Here is a 5,424-nt window from a genome sequence, read left to right on the forward strand (position 1 = left end):
AATAAAGAAGTAAGCCAAATTGCATCATCTCTTTTCTTTTAGGGATAGTTGTTTTGATGGTCTAGAGGGATACTTGAATGTCCCGCTGTCGCCCTTTGGGGTAGGCAGGAATCCCCCGGCTTTAGACGTGGGGAGGTTCAACCATTATCTAAATGTAGGGGCGATTCGCGAATCGCCCCTACATTTTTTAATGGATATTTCCCGGGGGGTTTGAGTAGGCCACTTATCATAGAAATTAAAACTGTAGTCGCGATCGCTGAGGTATCATGTCTGCTTCTCAACTTGCATTGACAGAACCGACGGAGATTCCCCTTCCACCTACCCAAGATGAACTGCCCTGTGATGATGGTATTCCAATGGAAACCCTGCGGCATAAACTGCAAATGGATTTATTGGTTGACCCCCTGTGGACTTGGTTGAAAGACCGGGATGCCTTTGTCGGGGGCAATATGTTTGTTTACTATAGTCTGGCCCAAGTGCGCGATCGCGACTTCAAAGGTCCCGATGTCTTCGCCGTCCTAGACGTACCTCGCGGCGAACGTAAAAGCTGGGTCCTGTGGGAAGAAGGAAAAGGACCCGATGTGGTCATTGAGCTTTTATCCACCAGTACCGCCAAACAGGATAAAACCCAGAAAAAGCAGATTTACCAAAATCAGATGCGGGTCACTGAGTATTTTTGGTACGACCCCTTTAATTCAGAGGATTGGGCCGGGTTTGTCTTAACAAAAGGAAGCTACGAACCCCTGGCAGAAGACGAACAAGGACGGTTACTCAGCCAGAAACTGGGATTGGCCCTAGTCCGGTGGTCTGGACAGTACAGGGATGTAGATGCTATCTGGCTACGCTGGGCCACTTTAGAAGGAGAATTACTGCCCTCTAAAGATGAACGGGCCGAAACCGAGCGCCAACGGGCTGAACGGGCAGAACAACGAGCACAGGAATTAGCAGAACAGTTACGGGCGATCGGTATAGAACCACATCAATAACCCTGTCATCCAACTTAACCCTTGTCATGGGGGCTTGGAACGCAACAGCCCCCATGACAAGGTTGTAGGCAATCATGCTAAAGATAAAAAACCATGAGTTTTAACACCTCTTATTTAGATAAAGCACTCAAAGAAAAACGCTTCCGCCTAGAACAAGAACGCCAAATTTTACTGCGCAAAACTATCCAATGGCTAGATGAATTTGGCTCAAAATATGGCATTAAAAAAGCCTATATTTTTGGCTCAGTCACCCAGCCTTATAAATTTCATTCCCAATCGGACATTGATATTGCCGTTGAGGAAATTAATTCCGAAGACTTTTTTTCAGTCATTGGCTTTATTTCCGAAGCCCTGGCCCGAGACGTGGATGTAATCCAAATGAATCAATGCCATTTTGCCCATCGTATTCGAGAAAAAGGAATTGTATGGATAGCCAAACTTTAATTGTTTTTACCGTTGATATCCAAGCTCAAATGGCATTAATCAAAGGGATTTATGAAAAATTAGTAATTCGCTCAAAGCGATTACAGCCCGATGATGAAATCGTTTTAGAAAGCATAGCTTATCAAATTCATAATCTGTATAGTGCCACAGAAGAATTGATGAAAATTGTAACAACCTACTTTGAAAACAACATCAATGAGTCCAATCAATGGCACAGTCTTTTGCTTCAGCGGATGAAAATGGATATTCCGGAAATACGTCCGGCACTTTTATCTACTGAGACCTACTCGATTCTCAATAGTCTACGAGGATTTCGTCATTTCTTTCGTCATGCTTACGGTGCAACCCTTGAATATGAACCTTTAAAAACTAATCTCGATAAATCTCTCAAGCTGTTTCCTCAACTCAAATCAGATGTCAATCAATTTATTTTTCAGTTATCGGAGTCTGATAGTCGAGTAACTGAATAAACTGTCAAAAAAGTTAACAAAAATAGAGTGCGAAATGACCTAAAAAAAATTATACTTAGGAAAGGATAAAACCCGGTTGAGCTTTTTTTGCTGGGTTGTGAATCCTCGGAAACCCTGGAAATCATGAACACAGATAAACTCTTTTATCGAATTTTCTTAAATCAGCCTAGTCTCCTTTCTGAACTCTTACCAGACATCCCTACAGACTGTGAATTTGACTATAGTGCGCCTGTGGTTAAAGAAAAAGAAGTACGACTCGATGGATTGCTGACTCCGGTATCCAAAGATATCAGCTTGCCTCTGGTGTTTTTAGAAGCCCAGATGGAAACAGATTCCACATTTTATGGGCGCTATTTTGCTGGAATTTTTGTTTATCTGCTGCAATATCAAGTTGTTAGACCCTGGCAAGGCTTGTTAATCCTAAAAAGCCGAAAAATTAATTTAGGCGCAACTGCTCCCTATCAATGCTTATTATCGGGAGTAGTCACCCGCTTATATCTGGAAGATTTGCGCTCTGTAGACAATCTAAGTCCCAATTTGTCTCTGCTCAAGTTGATTGTCGTGCCGAAGTCGAAAGCGAGTCAGCTCGCCCAATCCATTTTAAGCCGCGCTCAAACTCCGAGGGAATTTCAAAAATACTTGGATTTGGTAGAGGCTATACTGGTGAATAAGTTCCCTAAGTTGAGTATCGAGGAGCTACACAATATGTTGAATCTTAGAGAAGCGAATGTAACTCAAACTCGTTTTTATCGCGAAGTTCTGGAGATTGGACGCCAAGAAGGACGCCAAGAAGGACAGCAAGAGGGGGAGGTGAATCTGATTTTACGTCTACTCTCGCGTCGGGTGGGTCCCCTGACTCCGGAGCAAATTTCCACAATTCGTTCCCTTTCTATTCCGCAATTAGAGTCTTTGGGGGAGATTCTATTGGATTTTAAAGGGATTGAAGAGTTAGATGACTGGTTAAGAACCCATCAGATCCAAGAGTAATCCTTGGACAGAAGCGCGATCGCCTCCCTCGGAAATCTCTTACTGGAGTGCGATCGCCCTCAAACCCCTCCGAACACCCCGGCATTGATGCAGATGTCTCAATTAAATTAGCCCGCTTTCCCAGGAGTTGTATCATGGGAACTTATTATTCATTGAATGTAGTTCAGAGTTTTGAAACTGAACCCATAACATCTTTGTCTTTCCAGCAAATTGAAAAAGCCCTGGATGAAAGATTTGATTTGAATCTTTATGAAATAACCTTTGTCCAGGATTCTGTAAAAGCTACCCTAAAACCAGATTTATTTGCAGAACATATTGAAGATTTCGTCAATAAACTCTACCAAATTACCAATCGTTCTAGGCGAGTAAAAGTCAGCTTAGAAGACTCTGGAAAAAACATAGAAAACTATGAACCGGAATTTGAAAAATGGACCATCTTGGATGAAGAAGGGAACAGAATAAACCTCCAGGGATATCTGGTTTCTTTGTTTATTGAGGGAAAAGTAGGAGCGGAAGAGTTTGAAATTGAGCCTCTATTAATCAACTGGTTATTCCGCCATAGTAGTTTTGACAATCCCTTGGCTGGAGCCATCATGAGTAGTATTTGGGGATAAAGGATTCTCCCTAGGGACGGTTGTTGCGGTCTGTTCTAAGGCGGGTAATGCGATCGCCTGTTGATTCTGCTCCAACCGATCGCCCCTGAAGAGAAAAACAATATGGGCGATCGCCTCGGTTCACCCCGCCTCAGCCCTGCCGCGTCCCGTAGCCGATCGCCTCTGTGTGTCTTGACAATTCTCTGTCTGAAGCTACGCGGAGCGATCGCACTGGGAATCAAAGTGCTCTCCTTGATATCGGCTCAATGGCAGGGAATGAGCCAGAAGGTGACCCCTTTCCCCTGACATGGCACCCCAGCCCGATTCTGACTTGATGGAGCAAGCTTGTCTGGTTTTGGACCGTCCTCGGAGGCGATCGGCCAAGGTGCCGAAGGCATATCGGTTAGAATGATAGCGAGTAGAACCTCGTTAAACCCTAGAGTTTGATTTATGTCAAAGGTCACAAAAACCACTCTTAAAGAACTTTATGAGATTGATGAGTATCTTTGGTTAGCAGAAACCGTTAAATTTTTGAGAAAAAATCGGTTAAAAGACTTAGACTTAGACAATTTAATTGAGGAATTGGAAAGTTTGGGGAAAAGAGATTTTAATCAAATCAAAAGTCTTTTAAGGCAAATTATTATTCATCTTTTGTTATTGCAATATTGGAGAGAAGAATACGACAGAAGCCATCGCAACTGGAAAGGTGAAATTACAGCTTTCAGAGCAGACTTATCGGATAGGTTAACGACGACCTTAGAAAATAAATTAAATCAAAATTTAGCGTCGATTTATCAGACGGCTTTGAAAGTCGTGCTGCAAAAAACTGGGTTATCTCAGGATACTATCCCGGAAAACTGCCCCTACTCCTTCGAGCAATTATTGGATGATAACTGGTATCCAGAAGTTTAATGAGGGATGGGAGTATTGACGGTGTACTGTGATTCCTGTCCTTTTCTAGCATTCATCACAGTGCCGTCAGCTTTTCTCTTTCCTGGTTGTATGAAAATAAAAAACGATTTGATGGCTTACTTACCCCGGTGGATCATAACCCGAGTTTGCCATTGGTATTTCTCGAAGTCCAAATGAAACGCGATCCAATCCTTTTATAAAAAGAGTATCAATTTTCAGGAGACTTTACCATGACATCCTCTCTCTATGACAGGGACTACAACTATTGGATACAAGAGACAATCCAACAACTGCAAAACCGTAACTTTGATTGTATCGATTGGGAGAATTTAATTGAAGAACTAGAAAGCATGGGGAAAAATGACAAACGTGCTCTGATGAGTCTTTTAACCCGTCTGCTAGAGCATCTGCTCAAATTGTCCTACTGGGAATCTGAAAAGCCAAGATTGGGAAATCACTGGGCTTCAGAAATTGTTAATTTCCGCGCCCAAATTTGCGATCGCCTGGAAGATAGCCCCAGTTTGAATCCGCAACTGCCAACTTTTTACGAAAAAGTGCATCCCATCGCCATAAAATCCGTCTCGAAGCTGTTTTCCCTGCCCCCAGATGCTCAGATTAGCCTCAGCCAAGCCTTAGATGATGACTGGTTTCCGAATTAGCCTATTCTAACAGTAATATTTCCAGTCAGACCCCAGTCCAGGATTTTTTGAGAGAACTTGGGGCAGTTGTCAATCCGAACCTATAACCCTTGATGAATCCGGAGTATTGACCGAATTAGATGACCCATTAGAAGAAATGTTCACGCCTCAATAAAACCAAGTGCTTTACTAGAGCGAATCCAAATGAATTTGGCATAAAGAAAGCGAGATTATATGCAAAAATCAGGGGTTAAAAGTAGGGGCGAGAAAGCTCTTTGCTCCTACTTTTTGCCAAAAGTCCTTACAATGGAGATGTGTTTTTGATGCAGATGGTTTGGCCATTGATTCGCAACGAGTGAGATATAGCGGTTCGGTGGATTCATGAGGTACAGAT

At 42.8% G+C, this 5,424-nt stretch carries 9 protein-coding genes; all 9 read left to right on the forward strand.

Features of this window, described 5'->3' with window-relative positions; genetic code table 11:
- Positions 1-266: 266 nt before the first annotated feature.
- Positions 267-986, forward strand: a complete 720-nt coding sequence (locus J0895_RS03570) for a Uma2 family endonuclease (RefSeq protein ID WP_207086755.1) — start codon at positions 267-269, stop codon at positions 984-986.
- A 93-nt stretch (positions 987-1,079) separates the two neighbouring features.
- Positions 1,080-1,430, forward strand: a complete 351-nt coding sequence (locus J0895_RS03575) for a nucleotidyltransferase family protein (protein ID WP_207086756.1) — start codon at positions 1,080-1,082, stop codon at positions 1,428-1,430.
- Positions 1,412-1,900, forward strand: coding sequence for a ribonuclease toxin HepT-like protein (locus J0895_RS03580; RefSeq protein WP_207086757.1), 489 nt, complete (start codon positions 1,412-1,414; stop codon positions 1,898-1,900). The genes J0895_RS03575 and J0895_RS03580 overlap by 19 nt, the downstream gene beginning before the upstream one ends.
- Positions 1,901-2,023: 123 nt before the next feature.
- On the forward strand, positions 2,024-2,887 hold the full coding sequence (locus J0895_RS03585) for a DUF2887 domain-containing protein (protein WP_207086758.1): 864 nt from the start codon (positions 2,024-2,026) through the stop codon (positions 2,885-2,887).
- A 134-nt stretch (positions 2,888-3,021) separates the two neighbouring features.
- Positions 3,022-3,501, forward strand: coding sequence for a hypothetical protein (locus J0895_RS03590; protein ID WP_207086759.1), 480 nt, complete (start codon positions 3,022-3,024; stop codon positions 3,499-3,501).
- A gap of 60 nt (positions 3,502-3,561) precedes the next feature.
- Entirely contained in the window at positions 3,562-3,786 is a 225-nt protein-coding gene (locus tag J0895_RS03595) for a hypothetical protein (RefSeq protein WP_207086760.1), read from the forward strand.
- A gap of 144 nt (positions 3,787-3,930) precedes the next feature.
- Complete coding sequence (locus J0895_RS03600; protein WP_207086761.1) at positions 3,931-4,392, forward strand: DUF29 domain-containing protein; 462 nt, start codon at positions 3,931-3,933, stop codon at positions 4,390-4,392.
- Between the two features lie 50 nt (positions 4,393-4,442).
- Positions 4,443-4,592 (forward strand): DUF2887 domain-containing protein, encoded by a 150-nt coding sequence (locus J0895_RS25620; RefSeq protein WP_340643442.1) that lies wholly within the window; start codon positions 4,443-4,445, stop codon positions 4,590-4,592.
- Between the two features lie 30 nt (positions 4,593-4,622).
- Positions 4,623-5,051, forward strand: a complete 429-nt coding sequence (locus J0895_RS03610) for a DUF29 domain-containing protein (protein WP_207086762.1) — start codon at positions 4,623-4,625, stop codon at positions 5,049-5,051.
- Positions 5,052-5,424 lie beyond the last annotated feature (373 nt).

It is taken from the genome of Phormidium pseudopriestleyi FRX01, assembly GCF_017313335.1.
Taxonomy (GTDB): domain Bacteria; phylum Cyanobacteriota; class Cyanobacteriia; order Cyanobacteriales; family Laspinemataceae; genus Laspinema; species Laspinema pseudopriestleyi.